The following is a 17,121-nucleotide window of genomic DNA, read 5'->3' as shown; positions in this document are numbered from 1 at the left end:
CTCAGAAGGATCGTTGGACCTGCACGAGCAGGCGCGATTTCGGGTTGTCGGTTTCCGAGCGCACGGCCTCGGAGCCCCGGAAGCCGAGGCTCGCCTTCAGCGTGAACAGCTCGGGGTGCGTGAACTGCACGCCCAGGCCGTAGCCGCGCAGCGTGCGGCGCTGGGCGCCGGTGAGCGGGTCTTGCACCTTGTCGCGCCCGTGGGCCCAGTCGTAGAAGGTGAAGCTGCTCCACTGCGGGTTGATCCACCAGCGCAGCTCGGTGTTGACGATGGCGCCCATGTCGCTGGAGCCTTCGGCCACAGGGTAGGCGCGCACGCCCTTGTCGCCGCCGAGCGTGAAGCGCTCGGCGTTGTCGAGCGTCTCGCCGGTGAACTGGCCGGCCATGCCGACGAAGAACGAAAAGCCGCGCCCGAGCGCCTGCAGGCGCGTGAGCTGCAGGTTCAGCTTGCTGAAGCTGCCCTCGGCCGCCGCGCCGGACGGCGGGCTGCCGCTGTCGTAGCTGAGCGAGCCAAGCACGAGGCCGAGGCTGCCACCCTGGAAGGCGCCGCCGCCAAACGCGCTGCGGGCCTCGAAGGCGAAGCTCAGCTCGGCGGCGCGGATGGTCTTTTCAGAGGTGGTCAGCGTTGCCACCTCGTCGTGCAGCTGCTTGTTCATCAGCCCGAAGCGGCCGACGAGGTTGCGGTCACGGCCGCGGATGAGCGGGTACGACACCGAGGCGTCGAACACGTCGGCTCGCCCGCTCACGCCGAGCGAGGCGAATTGCTCGCCCAGCTCGTAGCCCACGCGCGAGTAGCCGAGGCCGGCGCGCCACGGCGTGGCGCCGAGCGGCGCTTCGTAGCCGAGGCGACCGACGGTGGTGCCGTTGTCGTCGGACGCCATCAGGCGCAGGTCGAGGTTGTCGCCGATGCCCGCGGGGTTGTTCCAGCGCAGCAGCGTGCCCAGGCGGTAGCGGCCGCTGGCCGAGGAGCCGTGGTTGTCGAAGTCGATGCCGGCGTCCCACGCACGGCGCGCTTCGGTCTGCACGTTGACCTTGTAGAGGCCTTCGTCGCCCGAGGGCAGCAGGGTGGCCTTGGCCGAGACGCCGGGCCAGTCGTTGAGCGTGTACATCGCGCGGTCGAGCGCCTGCAGGTCGAGCGGCTGGCCGGGGCGCACGCCGGCGGCTTCGAGCACGCGGGTGGTGCGCTGGTTCGAGACCGGCGGCCGGGGCGGCGACTCGATCGTGAGCTGCGCGACCTGCGGCTCGACGATGGCGACCTGCAGCACGCCGGCCGTCAGGTCTTGCGGCGGGTAGCCGACGCCAGCCATGCCGAAGCCGCGCTGGTCGTACAGGCGGCGCACGGCGGTGGCGATCACGGTGACGTCGGTCGCGTCGATCTCGCGGCCGATGAAGGGTTTGACGACCGCCTGCAGCTCGGAGGCCGGCACGGCCTTGGTGGCGCTGAAGCGCACTTCCTTCAGCAGGAAGCGGCCCTGGGTCGACGGGGCCAGCGCCGGGGCCGATGCGGCGGCGGCCGGCGTGGGCGAGTTGCGCAGCGGCGCGTTCTGCGCGTGTGCGGCGCCGCAGGCGGCGAAGGCGATCAGCGGGAGGGTGAAGGTTTTCATCGTGCGGCCTCGCCGGCGACCAGCAGACGCCCGTTGCCGATCACATTGAACGGGGCCCAGAAGAAGGGGTGGGCGAAGCGGCGGTTCTTCTGCACTTCGAGCTGGGCGGCCTGCATGCCGGCCATCAGGTCGCGGCCGGCGGCCAGCTCGCGGTAGAGGCGGTTCATCAAGAGGTCGGTGGAGTCGTCGGCCACCGGCCACAGCGAGGCGACGATGCTGGTGGCCCCGGCCGAGAGCAGCGAGCGGGTGAAGCCGATGATCTCGTCGCCGCGGGCGACGCGGCCGAGGCCGCTCTCGCAGGCCGACAGGGTGATGAGGCGCACGCCGCGCAGGTCGAGCGTGTAGATCTCGCGCGCTTCGAGCAGTCCGGTGTCGCTGGCGTTGCTCGCAAAGAGGATGCGCGAGAAGAGCGGGTCCACGTCGTCGAGTTCGGCGTGCGCCGCGATGTGGACCATGTTGTGCTTGCCGGCGCTGGCCTTGAATCGGTCCTTGGTCGCGTCTTGCTTCAGGTAGATCTCGCTGCCGCTGAAGAGCCGGGCCACTTGCTGCACTTCGCGCTCGGCGCCGGGCAGCGGCACGTTCTTGTCGGTGCTGGGGTTGCCGAAGCCGAGCAGCTGCGGCGTCGGCACGCTGCCGCGCGCCAGCAGCCTGGCGCCCACCGCCGCCGAGGGCCACACGGTGAGCGCGCTGCGCTCGATCAGGTAGCTGCGCCCGTCGTGCAGGGCCTGGAAGGGCAGGTAGTGCAGCGGGCCGTGCGGCACGATGTAGAGGCGCTGCGCCGGGGCGAGGTCGACGTCGGCCAGCAGCAGCTTGTAGAGGTTGGCGGCGAGCGTGGTGGTGTCGCGGCGGCGTTCAATCACGCTGCTGCGGAAGTTCTCGACCTGCGGTGCGAGCCCCGCCTGGCCTTGTGCGATGACGGCCGCCGACAGGCCGGTGCGGGTGATGAGCCAGGCGACGCTGCGTGCGTCCAGCACGTGGAACTGGAGCACCGCTTCGCCGGGGGCGAGGGCCTTCTGCAGCTCGGCCAGGGTGATGCGCTGCTCGGCCAGGGTGTCGGCGGCGCGGTCGCGCACGGCGTCGAGCAGCTGGCGCGAGCGCGAGGCTTCCGAGAGCACCCAGGCGGTCTCGAACTCGCGCTGGGTGATGGCGAGGTCGAGCGCGGTGTCGAAGACCTTCTGGATGTCGCCGAAGAGGCCGGTCTTGAACTCGTCGCTCTGGAACTTGCCGCGCAGCTGTTCGGCGACGGCCACCGTGTCGAGGTAGGCCTTGAGCGCGGCGGGCTTGTTGCCACGCTGCAGCTCGACGCGGCCGAGGCCTTCGCTGGCCCACAAGCGGTGGTAGAGCGCGTCCGATCCGCTCGCATCGGCCGCGATGCGCTGGAAGAGCGCGTGCGCCTGGTCGGCCACGCCGGCGGCGAGCAGCGCGTTGGCGCGGCTGCGCTGGTAGAAGGCGCCGAGCTTGTCGGCGTCGTTCCGGGGCAGCTTGTCGAGCTGCCCCAGCGCCTCGGTCGGGCGGCCGGCGGCGGTGTAGGCGTTGGCGAGCGACACCAGCACCAGAGGGCGGAATCGTTCGCTCGCGAGGGAGTAGCTGCGGGTGTAGTGGTCGGCAGCGTCGCCGTAGCGGCCGCGGCGCGCGGCCACGTCGCCCAGCACCTTGTGCGACGGGGCGTGGGCCTGCTGCGGGTTCTTCGGCTTCAGCGCGAGCGCGCCCGCCGCGAACTTCTCGGCTTCGTCGAGCAGGCCGGCGTAGCTGTAGGCGATGGCGAGATCGCGCTGGGCGAGCGAACGCAGGTCTTCGTTGTCGGTGCTGCTGCCGATGTGCAGCGCCTTCGCTGCGGCGCGGATGCTCTGGCGGAACTCGCCCTGCTCGGCCAGCGCGACCGAGCGGCCGCAGTAGGCGTAGCCGTCGAGCTTGATGACGTCGCGCTCATACAGCGCGCGGCCTTCGGCGCTGAGCGCGAGGATGCCGTTGGCATCGCGGTGGCGGGCGAGGGCGTCGCGGGCGATGGTGCTGGCCGGGGCCAGGGATTCTTGCGCGTGGGCGACCGGTGCGCTGAGCGCAAGGGCCACGGCCAGGAGCATGGTGCGGTGCAAGGTCCTCACGGACTTCCCCTTCTTGAAGATTGCGGCCGATGCTAGGAGCCGCTCATGGCGCCTCAAAGTGACCAAGGTGAGGCGCGGCTTCCATGTTCTAGGGGGCGCCTCGCGGAACTCAGGGCACGCTGCGCAACACGGCGTACAGCTCTTTGGTGCGCACCGGCTTGAAAAGCACCTGGTGGCCGCTGCTGTGCACGCGTTTTACCTCGTCGGGCGAGGTGTCGCCGGTGATGAGCAGTGCCGGCAGCGGCGCGCCGTAGACGCCGCGCACCCGCTCGATGGCGTCGATGCCGTCTTCGCCGTCGGCCAGTCGCAGGTCGGAGATGACGATGTCGATCACGCCGGCGTGGCGGCGCACCTCGGTGCAGGCCTCCTGGATGGTGGCGGCCGTGAGCACCTTGTAGCCCCAGGTCTGCAGCAGGTCGCTCATGCCGACGCGGATGCTTTCTTCGTCGTCGATCAGGAGCAGCGTGCGGCTCTCGTCGATGGGCGAGGGCACGGTGTCGGCGGCCACCGCGATGTTGTCCATCTCGTCGAACGGCGTCGCCTTGATGAGGATGCGAAACACCGTGCCCTTGCCGGGCTTGGACGACACCTCCAGCTCGTGCCCCATCAGCAGCACCAGGCGCTTGACGATGGCCAGCCCCATGCCGAGGCCGCGCGAGCGGTCGCGGCCGGGGTTGTCGACCTGGTAGAACTCGTCGAAGACCTTGGGCAGCTCGTCGGCGGGAATGCCGATGCCGGTGTCCCAGACCTCGACGCTGATGGCCTCGGCCCGCGTGCGCGCCACCACGACGATGCCGCCATCCTGCGTGTAGCGGATGGCGTTGTGGATCAGGTTCGACAGCACCCGCTCGAGCAGGTGCGGGTCGCTCATCACGATCTTGCCGCCGGCCTTGAAGCGCAGACCGAGCCCCAGCTCCTCGGCCTGGCCGGCGCAGTGCATGTGCAGCACGCGGAAGAGGTCGCGGATGGGGAAGGGCTGCAGGTTGGGCTCGATCACGCCGGCGTCGAGCTTTGAGATGTCGAGCATCGAGGTGAAGCTCTGCTCCAGCGCGTCGATAGATCGGATCATGTTCTTCACCAGCGGCTGCAGCGCGGTGCCTTGCAGGCGCTTCTCGAGCGTGGCGGTGAAGAGGCCGAGTGCGTGCATGGGCTGGCGCAGGTCGTGGCTGGCCGAGGCGAGGAAGCGGCTCTTCTCGCGGTTGGCCTGTTCCACCAGCACCACCTGCTGGCGCAGCGCGCGCACGAGTGCGTCGTTGTCGAGCTTGGTCTGCAGCTCCTTCATCAGCAGCCGGTGGCGGGCGCTCGCCAGGTAGATGCAGGCGAAGAGGAAGGCGGCCACCAGCGGCGCGATGGTCAGCGTCATCGGCGTGCCGAGGTAGAGCATGAAGGCGATCAGCGGCGTGAGCAGCGGCACGAGCCAGAGGTAGATCGCCCAGCGCTGCGCGGCCAACTGGTGCGCGCCGGCGGCGGCCAGCGCGAGCAACAGCAGCACGAGCGGCATGGTGGGCAACCAGCGCAGGTCGTCGATGAGCATGGCCGGCGCCACGCCCCAGATCACCGCCGACAGCAGCACCACCGCCTGGTAGCGGTGCAGCCAGCGCGACGGCTGCGTGAGGGCGGTACGGCCGGCCCGCTTGAACGACCAGAAGAGCGCGGCATGCAGCACCTGCACCCCGTGCACGAGCCCGGCCCAGACCCAGAGCCCCGTGCGGTGGGGCATCCAGACCAGGAACGAGAGCCAGCAGGCGAAGGCCAGGCCTGCGAGCACGGCCACGGTGACGTCGCCGTGGCGCAGCAGTTTCATCAGTTGCGAGGCGCGGGTGCGCTCGCGGCGGCGCTCAGGCCCTTCGTCGCTCGACGCTTGCGGAATGCCGGCGGTGCTCGAGGGAGAAAGCTGGAACGGCACTTACCTGAACAGGCTGATCAGGTGGGAGCGGGACTTGACGTCGAGCGCCAGCAGGATCGTCGACACGTAGTTCTTGATGGTGCCGAGCGAGAGGCCGGTGGCGGTGCTGATCTCCTGGTTGGAGCAGCCGGAGAGCACTAGCTCAAGGATTTCGAGGTGGCGCGGGCCCAGCTCGGCCACACGGTCATAGCGCGAGGAACTCGGGAACCGCGGGAAGGGCGCCGTGACGCCGCCCTGCGCCGTCGCCAGGAGGCCCAGCACCGTGTCGCACATCTGGCGAGGAGCCTGGCCCTTGGTGACGTAGCCCACCGCGCCGAGCGCACGCACCTGGCCGATCACGAATTCGTCTTGGGTGCCGCTGATGACGGCCACGCGCGCCTGCGGGAAGGCTTCGAGGAACTGCTTCAGGCCTTGCAGCCCCTTGCAGTCGGGCATGTTGAGGTCGAGCAGCACGAGCGCCACGTCGGGCTCGTTGCGGTACAGCTCCATCGCGTCGTGCAGCGTGCTCGCTTCGAGAAGCTGGAGGTTGGCGTTGTCGACCGCGGCGAGGCTGGTCACGATGCCCACGCGCACCAGGGCGTGGTCGTCAACGATCAGGAGTTTTGACATCTTGCGAACCGGCTGGTCGGTTGCGTGCGCGTTGGGGTGCTCTTTTGCGTGACTCTGCGGCACCACAGAAGCACCGAAGGGAGATGCCATGCCGGACAACACTTGGCTCATCGGGTGCCTCTGTCAGGTGAATGAATCGAGGTCGTCACGCCCAAGCGTGGCGTATTGCAGCGCGTATTGTTGATTCAAAAAATGACGCCTCACATCCCTAAGAGCATGGATGCGGGTACACCCTGAGCGACTCTGCGGGCGCTGTTGCGCGGCCCCGACGACACGTGGAAACGGCGTGACTTTGTTGGCGTTTTGATGGCGAGGGACCGGAGGCTTGGGCTCTCCCGCGCCAGGGTCATTCGAGTCCAACTGATATGAGTTGGATATCTGTCTCGCAAAAAGCTGGTGGTGAGGCATATGGAACTTCTGCGATTTCCGATGTTTTGGATTGCGCATGTACCGACTTGCCGACTTGCGCTCAAAAGCCTAGGGACAAGCTTGAATCGCTAAAAAAGCACGGCAGTGCAACTATTGGATGAGCGGAGAAGCGGTGTTGCCAGCGCCGTTTCCCACGCCAATACACCATAAGGAGACTGCCATGCGCTTGAGTTGGCCCGCCGTGAAACGGCACCTCGGACGGTTGACGTCCGCATCCTGTCTGACGCTGTGCGCCCTGGGCGCCCATGCCCAGAGCACCCTGTTCCAGCAATCCTTTGCCAGCGGCCTCGGGAGCTTCAGTTCCACCGGCTCGGTGAGCACGTCCAGCCTGGGCGCCACCATGACCGCAGCGCTGCTGAGCGCTGACGGCGCGATCACCTCGTCACCGATCAGCACCGTGGGCTACAGCGCCATCACGCTCGCCTTCGACCGCACGACCACCGGTCTCGACACCGGCGAGGCCGGCATCGCCGAGGTCTCGATCAACGGGGGTGCGTACACACAGGTCGAGTCGACCCAGGCCACGACGTCGAGCCGGGTCACCTTCAACCTGCCGTCGACTGCGTCCAACCAGATCAGCGTGGTGGTGCGCTTCCGCGTGAACGCCAACAGCCAGCTCGAAAGCTATCGCGTCAACAACGTGGTGGTCGCCGGCACCGCGGGCACCACCAACCCGCCGACCGGTGCTCCGCGCCCGGCCATCGGCAAGTTCGCCACCTTCGAGAGCGGTCACGTCCGCCCGATGGCGTTGACGAGCAACGGTGCGCGCCTCTTCGTCGTCAACACGCCCGACAACCGCGTCGAGGTCTACAACACCTCGTCTGGCACGCCGGTGCTGACCGAGTCGATCCCGGTCGGCCTGGAGCCGGTGGCCGTGGCGCTCGCCAACGACAACCAGCTGTGGGTGGTGAACCATCTGTCCGACAGCGTGAGCATCGTCGACGTCTCCACCACCCCGGCCCGTGTGATCAACACGCTGCTGGTGGGCGACGAGCCGCGCGACATCGTCTTCGCCGGTGCCGGCAACAAGTGGGCTTTCATCACCGCGGCACACCGCGGCCAGAACGCCGGCTTCGACCCGCAGCTTGCCACCCCGGGCGTCGGCCGTGCCGACGTCTGGGTCTATGACGTGGCCAACGTCGGCACCCGCCTGGGCGGCCAGGTGCTGATGCGCCTGAACATGTTCGGCGACACGCTGCGCGGCCTGGCGAAAAACGCCGCCGGCACCCGCGTCTATGCCGCGGTGTTCAACTCCGGCAACAAGACCACGGTGCTCAATGAAGACCTGGGCAACGGCGGCCTCACCCTGCCTTCGCCGACCACCGACGCCGGTGGCACCTCGGCCCCCCGCAACCCGCTGATCGTGCAGAAGAACGCCGCCGGCCGCTGGATGGACGATGGCGACCCGACGCGTGGCGTGGCGCCTCGCGACCACAGCTCACGCGTCAAGATCAACCTGCCCGACTACGACGTCTTCACGATCGACACCTCGGGCAGCCTGCCCACCGTGACGGCTCGCACCTCGGGCGTGGGCACCACGCTCTTCAACGTGGCGGTCAACCCGTCGTCGGGCAAGGTCTACGTGAGCAACCAGGACGCACGCAACCTGGTGCGCTTCGAAGGCCCGGGCACCCGCTCGACCACCGTGCGCGGCCATTTCGTCGAAAGCCGCATCACCGTGATCGACGGCAGCAACGTGCTGCCGCGCCACCTCAACAAGCACATCACGAGCTACGCCCAGGCCGTGGGCACGGCCGCCGAGAAGGCCGCTTCGCTTGCCACGCCGCTCGAGATGGCCATCAGCCCCGATGGCGCCACGCTCTACGTGGCCGCGATGGGTTCCAACAAGCTGGGCCGCTTCAGCACCTCGGCACTCGAAGGCAACACCTTCACGCCGTCGGCCAGCAGCCACGTCACGCTCACCGGCGGCCTGCCGACCGGCGTGGTGCTCGACCCGGCGCGCAACGTGGCCTACGTCACCACGCGCGGCGACAACGGCCTGTCGGTGGTCAACACCTCGACCTTCACCGAGACCGCCCACGTCACGATGTTCAACCCCGAGCCGGCCGTCGTGAAGAACGGCCGCCGCTTCCTCTACGACGCCAGCTACACCTCCAGCCGGGGTGACTCGTCGTGCTCCGGTTGCCACATCTTCGGCGACATCGACCACATCGCCTGGGACCTCGGCAACCCGAGCGAGACCCAGGTGGCCAGCCCCAACCCCTACAACTCCAACGTGCCGCGTTTCGGCCGCAAGACCAACTTCCACCCGCTGAAGGGGCCGATGACGACGCAGAGCTTCCGCGGCATGTCGAACCACGGCCCGCTGCACTGGCGCGGCGACCGCACCGGCGTCAGCCGCAGCACGGGCGAAACGCTGGAGCACCAGGCCTTTGAAGACTTCAACGGGGCCTTCACCGGCCTCCTCGGGCGCGAGCAGCAGCTGACCGCCGCCGAGATGAAGGCCTTCGCCGACTTCGCGATGGAGCTGGTGTACCCGCCGAACCCGATCACCAACCTGGACAACTCCCTCACCACCGTCCAGGCGGCCGGGCGCAACGTTTACTTCAACACCACGTCTGACACGGTCACCACCTGCAACGGCTGCCACACCGTCGACGCGGCGCGAGGTCTCTTCGGCTCCGACGGCACGATGTCGATCGAAGGTGCGCAGCTCGACCAGGACTTCAAGATCCCGCACATCCGCAACATGTACCAGAAGGTCGGCATGTTCGGCACCAACTCCAGCCGCTCGCTGTTCGCGAACGTGGGTGACCAGATCAAGGGCTTCGGCTACAACAACGCCGGCAAGTTCGGGACGCTGGTGCAGTTCTTCTCGGAAGACGTGTTCAACGCACTCTCGACCACGCAGAAGCAGCAGCTGGAGCAGTACGTCCTCGCGGCACCGTCGGAGATGAACCCGATCGTCGGCCAGCAGGTCACCGTGACGCCGGCCAACGCCAGCCAGGCCGACGTGAGCGGCCGTCTCAACCTGCTTGTCGCCCGTGCACTGGTCACGAGCCCGGTCAAGGAGTGCGAGCTGGTCGCCAAGGGTGTGATCTCGGGCCAGGCGCGCGGTTGGGTGATGAACTCCAGCCAGCAGTTCGTGCCCAACAAGGCCTCTGAAGCGGCCGTCACGCTGAGTGGGCTCCTGAGCCAGGCGAGCGCTGCATCGGCACCGCTGACCTTCACCTGCGTGCCACCCGGCAACGGCACCCGCATCGGTGTGGACCGCGACGCCAACGGCACGCTGGACCGCGATTGATCGTCCGGTAGCGCAAGCTCATTCCCGCTCAGGCGGGAATGCCTGAGGGGCTGGAGGCACGAAATGTGCCGTGCCAGCCCCTCGTCGTTTGCGGGCGGCTTCGAGTTCGGCACGCGCCACGGTGCGCAGGTGCACCTCGTCGGGCCCGTCGAGGAAGCGCATCGCACGCCCCCAGGTGTAGAGGTACGCGAGCGGCGTGTCGGGCGACAGGCCCATCGCGCCAAACACCTGCATCGCCCGGTCGAGCACACGCGTCTGCAGCCGTGCGGCCACGAGCTTGATCGCGGCCACGTCGATGCGGGCGGCGGCGTTGCCCGCCACGTCCATGCGCCATGCGGCCTGCAGCACCAGCAGGCGGGCCTGGTCGATTTCGACGCGGCTCTCGGCCATCCAGTCCTGCACGTTGGCGTAGTCGGCGAGCTTGCGGCCGAAGCTTTCGCGCTCCAGCGCGCGCTCGGCCATGAGTTCCAGCGCCAGCTCGCACTGGCCGATGGTGCGCATGCAGTGGTGAACCCGCCCCGGGCCGAGGCGCGCCTGCGCCATCGCAAAGCCATCGCCCGGCTCGCCGAGCATGGCGCTGGCCGGCACGCGCACGTTGCGCAGGACCAGCTCCACATGGCCCTCGACGCTGTGGTGCTGGAGGATCGGGATGTTGCGTACGATCGTGAGGCCCGGTGTCTTCAGCGGCAGCAGCACGATCGAGTGGCGACGATGGCGCGGTGCGTCCGGCGAGCCGGATGACAGCCCCCCGGGCTGGGCTCCGCCCAGCCCGCCCCCCGCGGGGGGCAAGTCGTCTTGGGGCGGCCCGGCGACGCCTTGCGAAACCCCCATCAGCACCACCAGCTCGCACAGCGGGTGCAGCGCCCCGGTGATGAACCACTTGCGGCCGTTGATGACGAGATCGTCGCCGTCGCGCACGATGCTCGTCTCGAGGTTGGTCGGGTCGGACGAGGCGACGTCGGGCTCCGACATCGCGTAGCAAGAGCGCATCGTGCCTTCGAGCAGTGGCCGCAGCCAGCGTTCGCGCTGGGCCAGCGAGGCGTAGAGGTGCAGCAGCTCGATGTTGCCGGTGTCGGGCGCGCTGCAGTTGAAGACCTCCGAGGCCCAGGGCACGCGGCCCATGATCTCGGCGAGCGGCGCGTAGTCGAGGTTCGACAGGCGCGTGCCCGGCTCGTCGGCCTTCAGCCCCGGCAGGAAGAGGTTCCACAACCCTTCGGCGCGCGCCGCGGCCTTGATCGGCTCGATCACGTCGAGCGGGTATTCGCCGGCGTCGGCCCAGCGGTGCCAGTCGCGGTTGGACGGCAGCACCAGCCTGTCCATCATGTCGCGCACGCGACGCTGCAATGCCAGGTTGGCGGGCGAGTGTGAGAAATCCATGGCCGGCCATCTTGGGCTCGACCCGAGCTTGCCGAATTGATCTGGGTCATGCGTCGCGGGGGCCGCGCTTTCGAGAATCGGCGCATGTCCTCCCCACAGGCCGGCCTGGCTCTGCCCCTGCCGCCGCTGAGTGCGCGCGAAAAGGCCGCGCTCGACGACGATGCTTCACTCGAACGCTGCACGCGCTGGCGCGCGGCGCCGGACGGCTCGCGCGAGGCCGAGTCGGTGTTTGCCTTGCAAGGCATGTATTGCGCAGCGTGCGCAGGGCTGATCGAAGCGGCGCTGAAGCAGGTGCCCGGCGTCGCGCGCGCCGAGGTGAATGCCGCCAGCCAACGCGCGCTGGTGCAGTGGGACCCGTCGCGCACCCGCGCTTCCGCACTGGTCGATGCGGTGCAGGCCGCCGGCTACCGCGCGCTGCCGGCCGAGCACGAAGCTGCCCGCACCGCGCGCCTGCGCGAGTCGCGGCAGGCGCTGTGGCGGCTCTTCGTCGCGGGCTTCTGCATGATGCAGGTGATGATGCTCACCACGCCCGGCTACCTGGCCGAGCCCGGTGAGATTGCGCCCGACCTCGCGGCGCTCATGAGCTGGGCCGCCTGGGTGCTCACGCTGCCGGTGCTGCTCTTCTCGGCCGGCCCGTTCTTCAAGGGCGCGTGGCACGCGCTGCGCCGGCGTCGCATCGGCATGGACGTGCCCGTGGCGCTCGGCATCGCCGTGACCTTCATCGCCGGCACGGCCGCCACCTTCGAGCCGGGCGGCGCCTTCGGTGCCGACCCGTACCTCGATTCGATGACGATGTTCGTGAGCTTCCTGCTCGCCGGGCGCTGGCTGGAACTGCGCGCCCGCCACCGCAGCACCGAGGCGCTCGACGCCTTGCTGCAGCGCCTGCCCGATGCCGTGGAGCGGCTCGACGACGACGGCAGCACCCGCACCGTGCCGGTCGCACGGCTGCGTGTCGGGGACCGTGTGCGCGTGGCGGCCGGCCAGGCCTTCCCGGGCGACGCGCTGGTGCTCGAAGGCAGCACGCAGGTCGACGAAGCCATGCTCACCGGCGAGTCGCGCCCGGTGGAGCGTGCAGTGGGCGATGCGGTGGTCGGCGGCAGCCTCAACCTCGCGGCGCCGGTGGTGGTGCGCGTGCAGCAGTTGGGTGAAGGCACGCGCTACCAGCAGATCGTCGAACTCTTGCAGCACGCGCTGACCGAGCGTCCCGGCGTGCTGCGCCTGGCCGACCGCTGGGCCGGCCCGTTCCTCTTCGGCGTGCTGCTGCTGGCGGCGGGTGCCGCGGCGGTGTGGAGCGTGATCGACCCGAGCCGTGCGGTGTGGGTTGCCGTCGCGGTGCTGATCGTCACCTGCCCGTGTGCGCTGTCGCTGGCCACGCCGGCGGCCTTGCTCGCGGCCACCGGCGGCCTGGCGCGCCGCGGCGTGCTGGTGCAGCGGCTCGATGCGATCGAGGCGCTGGGCAGCGTCGACACCGCCGTGTTCGACAAGACCGGCACGCTCACGCAAGACAGCCTGGTGCTCGCCGCGACCCATCTCGCGCCGAATGCCGAGCGCGCGGCGCTGCTGGCACGTGCGGCCTCGCTCGCCGCGCTGTCGCGACACCCGTTGTCGGTGGCGCTGGTGCAGGCCTTGCCGCCTGCAACCCACACCTGGCGTGAGGTGCATGAAGTGGCGGGGCAGGGCGTCGAAGCGCTCGACGGCGAGGGCCGCCGCTGGCGGCTCGGCGCTGCGGCCTGGGTGGGCGTGGCGACCGCGCATGCCGGCTCGCGGCCACGCGTGGCTTGTGCACCCGTCGGCGCGTCGCTCGACGAGCAGGTGCTGTTCGAGTTCGACGAAGCGCTGCGGTCCGATGCGCAGGAAGCGCTGCAGAGCCTGGTCGCGCACGGCCTGCAGGTGCGCCTGTTGTCGGGGGATGCCGACGGCAGCGTGCGGGCCGTTGCCGACCGGCTCGGCATCGCGCAGGCCCAGGCCGAAGCGTCGCCCGAAGACAAGCTGCGCACGATCGAGTCGTTGCAAGGGCTGGGCCACCGCGTGCTGATGGTGGGCGACGGGCTCAACGACGGCCCGGTGCTCGCGAGGGCCGACGTGTCGTTCGCTCTCGCGCATGGCAGTGCGTTGGCGCAGCAGCGCTCCGACTTCATCGTGCTCGGCAGTCGCCTCGGCGAGATTCCCGCCGCGCTCGAACGCGCCCGCAAGACGGTGCGCGTGATGCGCCAGAACCTCGCCTGGGCGCTCGCCTACAACGCCGCGTGCGTGCCGCTCGCGCTCCTCGGCTACCTGCCGCCATGGGCCGCAGGCCTGGGCATGGCCGCGAGCTCGCTGCTCGTCGTGCTCAACGCACTGCGCCTGTCGCGCTGAACTGAAGAGAAGAAGGACGCCCGCATGGAAAGCCTCTATCTCCTACTGCCGCTCTCGGTCTTGCTCGTGCTCGCGCTGATCGGCGTCTTCGGCTGGGCGGTGCAGTCGGGCCAGTTCGACGACCTCGAACGCGAGGGCCTGCGCGTGTTGGAGCCCGAGCCCGAACGCACGCCAGCACCGCTTCGCGATCCCTCGACTCCTGTCGATTGATCCCGGTCAAGGGCGATTCCGGGGGCGCTTCCGACAATTCGGCACAGCTCCAAGAACCCTGAGGAATCGACCCATGAACACTAGATCTCCGACCGCCGCCACGCCGGTCTACAGTGATGGCGTGGTGCGCAATTTCGCGCTCGCCGCCGTGCTGTGGGGCATCGTCGGCATGCTGGTCGGCGTGGTCATCGCCGCACAGCTGACCTGGCCCGAACTCAACTTCGGCGTCTCGTGGCTGAGCTACGGCCGGCTGCGCCCGCTGCACACCAACGCGGTGATCTTCGCCTTCGGCGGCTGCGCGCTTTTCGCCAGTTCCTATTACGTGGTGCAGCGCACCTGCCAGGTGTCGCTCTTCCTGCCCAAGCTCGCGGCCTTCACCTTCTGGGGCTGGCAGCTCGTGATCGTGGCGGCCGCCATCTCGCTGCCACTCGGCTACACGCAGGGCAAGGAATACGCCGAACTCGAATGGCCGATCGACATCCTGATCGCCGCCGTGTGGGTGGCCTACGCCATCGTCTTCTTCGGCACCATCGGCATCCGCAAGATCCGCCACATCTACGTGGCCAACTGGTTCTTCGGTGGCTTCATCCTCGCGGTGGCCCTGCTGCACATCGTCAACAGCGCGGCGATTCCGGCCGGTGCGATGAAGAGCTACTCGGCCTACGCCGGCGTGCAGGACGCGATGGTGCAGTGGTGGTACGGCCACAACGCGGTGGGCTTCTTCCTCACCGCCGGCTTCCTCGGGATGATGTATTACTTCATCCCCAAGCAGGCCGAGCGGCCGGTGTACTCGTATCGCCTGTCGATCGTGCACTTCTGGGCGCTGATCTTCACCTACATGTGGGCGGGCCCGCACCACCTGCACTACACCGCGCTGCCCGACTGGGCGCAAAGCCTCGGCATGATCTTCTCGCTGGTGCTGCTCGCGCCGAGCTGGGGCGGCATGATCAACGGGATCATGACCTTGAGCGGTGCGTGGCACAAGCTGCGTGACGACCCCATCCTCAAGTTCCTGATCGTGTCGCTGTCGTTCTACGGCATGAGCACCTTCGAGGGCCCGATGATGTCGATCAAGACCGTCAACGCGCTCAGCCACTACACCGACTGGACGGTCGGCCACGTGCACAGCGGCGCGCTCGGCTGGGTGGGCCTGATCTCGATGGGCACGCTGTACTACCTGGTGCCGCGCATGTTCGGCCAGACCAAGATGTACAGCACCAAGGCGATCGAGTTGCACTTCTGGATCGCGACCGTGGGCATCGTGCTCTACATCGCCGCGATGTGGATCGCCGGTGTGATGCAGGGCCTGATGTGGCGCGCGGTCAACCCCGACGGCACGCTGGTCTACACCTTCGTCGAGAGCGTCAAGGCCACCTTCCCGTTCTACGTGGTGCGCCTGGCCGGTGGCCTGCTCTACCTGGGCGGCATGCTGATCATGGGCTGGAACGTGGTGATGACCGCCACGCGCGGCCGCGTCGTGCCGGTGGCCGTGCCGCCGGTGCCCGCTGCAGCCCACGCCTGAACCCATTCGAGACCGAGAACCATCATGGCTCAACAACACAACGAACCTGGCTTCAGCCACCAGAAGATCGAGACCAACAATTTCCTGATGATCGTGCTCATCCTGCTCGTGGTGGCGGTGGGCGGCATCGTGGAGATCGTGCCTCTGTTCTTCCAGCGCTCGACCACACAGCCGGTCGAGGGCCTGAAGCCCTACACCGCGCTGCAGCTCGCCGGGCGCGACGTCTACATCCGCGAGGGTTGCTACAACTGCCACTCGCAGATGATCCGCCCGTTCCGTGCCGAGACGCTGCGCTACGGCAAGTACTCCACGGCTGGCGAGTTCGTCTATGACCACCCCTTCCAGTGGGGCAGCAAGCGCACCGGCCCCGACCTGCACCGCGTGGGCGGCAAGTACAGCGACGACTGGCACCGCCTGCACCTCATCAACCCGCGCGACCTCGTGCCCGAGTCGAACATGCCAGCCTACCCGTGGCTCGACAAGGCGCCGGTCGACGGCAAGTCGCTGCCCAACCACCTGAAGGCGCTGCGCACCGTGGGTGTGCCCTACACCGACGACGACATCGCCGGCGCCCCCGACGCAGTGAAGAACAAGACCGAACTCGACGCGCTGATCGCCTACCTGCAGGTGATGGGCACGGCGCTCAAGTAAGACGGAAGAACGACATGGACGTCAACGATCTCCGATCCCTCGTGACCCTGGTGTCGCTCGCGACCTTCGCGGGCATCTGCACCTGGGCCTGGGCCAAGCGCAACCGCGACCGCTTCGACGAGGCGGCACAAATCCCTTTCATCGCCGCCGAGCCGGCCGAAGGAGCGCGCCATGAGTGACTTCTTCAACAGCGGCTGGTCGACCTTCGTCGCCGTCGCGACGGTGGTGTCGCTCATCGCGTGCCTGGCCCTGCTCGTGATCGCCGCACGCCGCAAGCCGATGGCCAGCGACAACACCACCGGCCACGTGTGGGACGAAGACCTGGTCGAACTCAACAACCCCCTGCCGCGCTGGTGGATGGTGCTGTTCGTGCTGACGATCGTCTGCGGCGGCGCCTACGTCTTCCTGTACCCCGGCCTCGGCAGCAGTGCCGGCACGCTCAACTGGACGAGCACCGGCCAGTACGAAGCCGAGCAGAATAAGGCCAACGCCGCGATGGCCGCCGTCTACGCGCGCTACGTGGCGCAACCGGCCGAGGTGCTGGCCAAGGACCCCGGCGCCATGGGCATCGGCGAGCGCCTCTTCCTCAACAACTGCGCTGCCTGCCACGGCTCCGACGCCCGCGGCAGCAAGGGCTTCCCCGACCTGACCGACGGCGACTGGCTCTATGGCGGCTCGCTGCAGACGATCAAGGCCACCATCGCCGACGGTCGCCAGGGCGTGATGCCGCCGATGGCCGCCGCGGTGGGCACGTCTGACGACGTGAGCAACGTCGCCAACTACGTGCTGAGTCTGTCGGGCAGCCCGCACAACGCCATCAAGGCCGCAGCCGGGCGCGACAAGTTCGTCGCCTGTGCGGCCTGCCACGGCGTGGGCGGCAAGGGCAACCCGGCGCTGGGTGCGCCCAACCTGACCGACAAGGTGTGGCTGCACGGTTGGGGCGAAGAGGTCATCGTCGCGATGGTCAACAACGGCAAGACCAACGTCATGCCCGCCCATGCGGCGCGCCTGACGCCCGAGCAGGTGCACGTGCTGGCGGCCTACGTGTGGAGCCTGTCGCAGGGCCGCACGACCGTGGCCCAGAAGTAAAGG

12 protein-coding genes are annotated in these 17,121 nt (G+C 68.6%); 7 read left to right on the top strand and 5 right to left on the bottom strand.

The window, feature by feature from the left end:
• Position 1: 1 nt before the first annotated feature.
• The 4 genes from LRS03_RS06110 to LRS03_RS06095 all read right to left on the bottom strand — a co-directional run bounded on the left by LRS03_RS06110 (position 2) and on the right by LRS03_RS06095 (position 6,220).
• Positions 2-1,603: a ShlB/FhaC/HecB family hemolysin secretion/activation protein gene (locus LRS03_RS06110; protein ID WP_257824502.1), complete on the bottom strand. Its 1,602-nt coding sequence runs from the start codon at positions 1,601-1,603 to the stop codon at positions 2-4.
• A complete protein-coding gene (locus tag LRS03_RS06105; RefSeq protein WP_257824501.1) occupies positions 1,600-3,705 on the bottom strand; it encodes a CHAT domain-containing protein in 2,106 nt (701 codons plus the stop codon). The genes LRS03_RS06110 and LRS03_RS06105 overlap by 4 nt, the downstream gene beginning before the upstream one ends.
• A 109-nt stretch (positions 3,706-3,814) precedes the next feature.
• Positions 3,815-5,509, bottom strand: coding sequence for a hybrid sensor histidine kinase/response regulator (locus LRS03_RS06100; protein ID WP_257824500.1), 1,695 nt, complete (start codon positions 5,507-5,509; stop codon positions 3,815-3,817).
• Between the two features lie 102 nt (positions 5,510-5,611).
• Positions 5,612-6,220: a response regulator transcription factor gene (locus tag LRS03_RS06095; protein ID WP_257824499.1), complete on the bottom strand. Its 609-nt coding sequence runs from the start codon at positions 6,218-6,220 to the stop codon at positions 5,612-5,614.
• 589 nt (positions 6,221-6,809) lie between these two features.
• On the opposite strand from LRS03_RS06095, the gene LRS03_RS06090 reads away from it, so the two are divergent.
• On the top strand, positions 6,810-9,914 hold the full coding sequence (locus LRS03_RS06090; protein WP_257824498.1) for a YncE family protein: 3,105 nt from the start codon (positions 6,810-6,812) through the stop codon (positions 9,912-9,914).
• An 18-nt stretch (positions 9,915-9,932) separates the two neighbouring features.
• Here LRS03_RS06090 and LRS03_RS06085 read toward each other — a convergent pair whose 3' ends face one another.
• Positions 9,933-11,291: an acyl-CoA dehydrogenase family protein gene (locus tag LRS03_RS06085; protein ID WP_257824497.1), complete on the bottom strand. Its 1,359-nt coding sequence runs from the start codon at positions 11,289-11,291 to the stop codon at positions 9,933-9,935.
• Positions 11,292-11,375: 84 nt separating this feature from the next.
• Here LRS03_RS06085 and LRS03_RS06080 point away from each other — a divergent pair, with 84 nt between their 5' ends.
• The 6 genes from LRS03_RS06080 (at position 11,376) to ccoP (ending at position 17,118) form a co-directional block, all read left to right on the top strand.
• Positions 11,376-13,646 (top strand): heavy metal translocating P-type ATPase, encoded by a 2,271-nt coding sequence (locus LRS03_RS06080; RefSeq protein WP_257824496.1) that lies wholly within the window; start codon positions 11,376-11,378, stop codon positions 13,644-13,646.
• 24 nt (positions 13,647-13,670) lie between these two features.
• Positions 13,671-13,856, top strand: coding sequence for a cbb3-type cytochrome oxidase assembly protein CcoS (gene ccoS, locus LRS03_RS06075; RefSeq protein ID WP_257824495.1), 186 nt, complete (start codon positions 13,671-13,673; stop codon positions 13,854-13,856).
• 73 nt (positions 13,857-13,929) lie between these two features.
• Positions 13,930-15,378 (top strand): cytochrome-c oxidase, cbb3-type subunit I, encoded by a 1,449-nt coding sequence (ccoN, locus tag LRS03_RS06070; protein WP_257824494.1) that lies wholly within the window; start codon positions 13,930-13,932, stop codon positions 15,376-15,378.
• 24 nt (positions 15,379-15,402) lie between these two features.
• Complete coding sequence (gene ccoO / locus LRS03_RS06065; protein WP_257824493.1) at positions 15,403-16,029, top strand: cytochrome-c oxidase, cbb3-type subunit II; 627 nt, start codon at positions 15,403-15,405, stop codon at positions 16,027-16,029.
• Between the two features lie 14 nt (positions 16,030-16,043).
• Positions 16,044-16,208: a cbb3-type cytochrome oxidase subunit 3 gene (locus tag LRS03_RS06060; RefSeq protein ID WP_257824492.1), complete on the top strand. Its 165-nt coding sequence runs from the start codon at positions 16,044-16,046 to the stop codon at positions 16,206-16,208.
• Complete coding sequence (gene ccoP / locus LRS03_RS06055; protein ID WP_257824491.1) at positions 16,201-17,118, top strand: cytochrome-c oxidase, cbb3-type subunit III; 918 nt, start codon at positions 16,201-16,203, stop codon at positions 17,116-17,118. Before LRS03_RS06060 ends, ccoP begins: the two co-directional genes overlap by 8 nt.
• Positions 17,119-17,121 lie beyond the last annotated feature (3 nt).

The sequence above is a fragment of the Rhizobacter sp. J219 genome (assembly GCF_024700055.1).
Classification (GTDB): Bacteria; Pseudomonadota; Gammaproteobacteria; order Burkholderiales; family Burkholderiaceae_C; genus Rhizobacter.
The sequence above is the reverse complement of the archived record's forward strand: the minus strand, read 5'-3'. Positions and strand labels throughout refer to the sequence as shown.

Excerpts from the sequence above, each read along its gene's own strand:
- LRS03_RS06110 (WP_257824502.1), bottom strand. The coding sequence starts at position 1,603 with ATGAAAACCTTCACCCTCCCGCTGATCGCCTTCGCCGCCTGCGGCGCC.
- LRS03_RS06100 (WP_257824500.1), bottom strand. The coding sequence starts at position 5,509 with ATGAAACTGCTGCGCCACGGCGACGTCACCGTGGCCGTGCTCGCAGGC.
- LRS03_RS06095 (WP_257824499.1), bottom strand. The coding sequence starts at position 6,220 with ATGTCAAAACTCCTGATCGTTGACGACCACGCCCTGGTGCGCGTGGGC.
- LRS03_RS06090 (WP_257824498.1), top strand. The coding sequence starts at position 6,810 with ATGCGCTTGAGTTGGCCCGCCGTGAAACGGCACCTCGGACGGTTGACG.
- LRS03_RS06085 (WP_257824497.1), bottom strand. The coding sequence starts at position 11,291 with ATGGATTTCTCACACTCGCCCGCCAACCTGGCATTGCAGCGTCGCGTG.
- LRS03_RS06080 (WP_257824496.1), top strand. The coding sequence starts at position 11,376 with ATGTCCTCCCCACAGGCCGGCCTGGCTCTGCCCCTGCCGCCGCTGAGT.
- ccoS (WP_257824495.1), top strand. The coding sequence starts at position 13,671 with ATGGAAAGCCTCTATCTCCTACTGCCGCTCTCGGTCTTGCTCGTGCTC.
- ccoN (WP_257824494.1), top strand. The coding sequence starts at position 13,930 with ATGAACACTAGATCTCCGACCGCCGCCACGCCGGTCTACAGTGATGGC.
- ccoO (WP_257824493.1), top strand. The coding sequence starts at position 15,403 with ATGGCTCAACAACACAACGAACCTGGCTTCAGCCACCAGAAGATCGAG.
- LRS03_RS06060 (WP_257824492.1), top strand. The coding sequence starts at position 16,044 with ATGGACGTCAACGATCTCCGATCCCTCGTGACCCTGGTGTCGCTCGCG.
- ccoP (WP_257824491.1), top strand. The coding sequence starts at position 16,201 with ATGAGTGACTTCTTCAACAGCGGCTGGTCGACCTTCGTCGCCGTCGCG.